2 protein-coding genes are annotated in these 2,023 nt (G+C 73.5%); both read left to right on the forward strand.

The genetic code is table 11. The features are described from left to right. Positions 1-966: Bug family tripartite tricarboxylate transporter substrate binding protein (locus L2I40_RS22435; protein ID WP_308116444.1), on the forward strand; the 966-nt coding region annotated here is incomplete at its 5' end. Further along, positions 963-1,835 carry a DMT family transporter gene (locus L2I40_RS22440; RefSeq protein ID WP_237217549.1) on the forward strand — a complete coding sequence of 291 codons (873 nt, stop codon included), beginning with the start codon at positions 963-965 and terminating at the stop codon, positions 1,833-1,835. The genes L2I40_RS22435 and L2I40_RS22440, both read left to right, overlap by 4 nt. Positions 1,836-2,023: the final 188 nt, after the last annotated feature.

Consider the following 2,023-nt stretch of genomic DNA (forward strand, 5'->3'; position numbering starts at 1 on the left):
GCCATGACCCTGACCCGCCGCCCCGCCCTCGGCGCCGCCCTCGCCCTGCCTGTCGCAGCACGGGCCCAGCCCGCCTGGCCGCAGCGCTCCATCCGCCTCGTCGTGCCCTTCGCCGCCGGCGGGGCCGCGGACAGCGCGGCGCGGGTGCTGACGCCGCGCATGGGCGAGCGGCTGGGCCAGGGCTTCGTGGTGGAGAACCGGACCGGCGCGTCGGGCAGCCTCGGCGGGGCCGAGGTGGCGCGGGCGAATGATGGCCACACCTTCCTGTGGGACGCCTCGAGCCACATCGTGAATCCCTCGCTCCTGCGCGGGCTTCCCTTCGACTACGCGACCGCCTTCACGCCGATCTCGCTGGTGGTGACCTTCCCCTCCGCCATCGCGGTCAAGAACGATTTCCCGGCGCGGACGCTGGCCGAGTTCGTCGCGGCGGCGAAGGCGCGGCCGGGCCAGCTCACGGTCGGCACGCAGGGCAATGCGACGGCCGGGCATCTCGGGCTCGCGGCCTTCTCCCGCGCGGCGGGGATCGAGGTGGTGCATGTGCCCTATCGCGGCGGCGCGGCGGCGGCGCAGGATTTGGCGGCCGGGTCGCTCGATGCGGTCTTCACGACGCTGGTCTCGGCGGGGCCGGTGGTGGATGGCGGGCGGGCGCGGTTCCTCGGCGTCGGCACGCTGACCCGCGTCGAGAGCCGGCCGGACGTGCCGACCATCGCCGAGAGCGGCTTCGCGGGCTTCGAATCCAACGAGTGGGCCGGGCTGTTCGGTCCTGCCGGGACGCCGCAGGCGGTGGTGGCCGCGCTGCATGGCGCGCTGGCGGAGGCGATCGCCGACCCGGCGCTGCGCGCGCGGCTGGTGCAGATCGGCTGCGTGCCGGTGGCGTCCTCGCCGGCCGAGTTTTCCCGGTTTGTCACCGAGGGCCGCGCCGCGATGGCGACGCTGGTCCGCGAGGCGAATATCCGCGCCGAGTGAACGCTCCCCAACCGAACCGCAACTTCGCCGGCATCGCGTTGATGTCGGCGGCGGTGCTCGCCTTCTCGCTCAACGACGTGCTGGGGAAGTGGCTGGTCGCCACCTACTCGGTCGCGCAGGTGCTGGTCCTGCGCAGCATCGCGGCGCTGGTCATCCTCGCCCCCTTCATCTGGCGCGAGGGCGCGGCGCATCTGCTGCAGCCGCGCACGCCGAAGCTGCAGGCGGCGCGCGTCGCGGCGGGGACGATCGAGGTCGCCTGCTTCTACTGGGCGGTCGGCATGATGCCGCTGGCCGACACGATGGCCTTCTGGATGGCCACGCCGATCGTGGTGGCCGCGGCATCTGCCGTGATCCTCAAGGAAAGGCTGGACCGCGCGCGCTTCGCGGCGGTGGTGGTGGGCTTCGTGGGCGTGCTGGTGACGCTGGGTGCGACGCTCGATTCGGGCTGGCTGCCGACGACCGTCGCGATCGTCGGGGTCTGCGTCTATTCGGCCTATCTGCTGCTGACGCGCACGCTGCGCGGGACCTCGGCGACCGTGCTCGCGACCTACCAGATGGCGGGCGCGCTGGTCTTCGGGCTGGTGATGGCGCCCTTCGCCTGGACGCCGCTGACGCTGGTGGATGCGGGGCTGCTGATGCTGCTCGGCGTCGTCGGCGTCTGCGCGCATCTCGCGGTGACGAAGTCGCTGGCGCTGGCCCCCGCGCCGATCGTGGTGCCCTGGCAATACGCGATGATCCTCTGGGGGATCCTGTTCGGCTGGATGTTCTTCGCCGAGGTACCGACGGCCCAGATGCTGGCCGGCGTCGCGGTCATCGTCGCGGCGGGGCTGTGGTTGACACGGATGGAGTTGCAGGCGGCGCGACGGTGAGCGCAGTCTGACCGGCGGAGGCCGGCGCCGGCGCGCCACCTGGCGCGGCGCGTGACCGCAGCCGGGAGAGACCGCCATGTGCTTTGCCTGCAGCCCGCTCGGCGCCGCGCTCGGGGCCGCCACGTCGCGGCGAGGCGTGCTGCGCGGCGGCGGCGCCCTGGCGCTCGGCGGGATCGGACATGCGGCGA

The sequence above is a fragment of the Falsiroseomonas oryziterrae genome (assembly GCF_021864505.1).
GTDB lineage: Bacteria > Pseudomonadota > Alphaproteobacteria > Acetobacterales > Acetobacteraceae > Falsiroseomonas > Falsiroseomonas oryziterrae.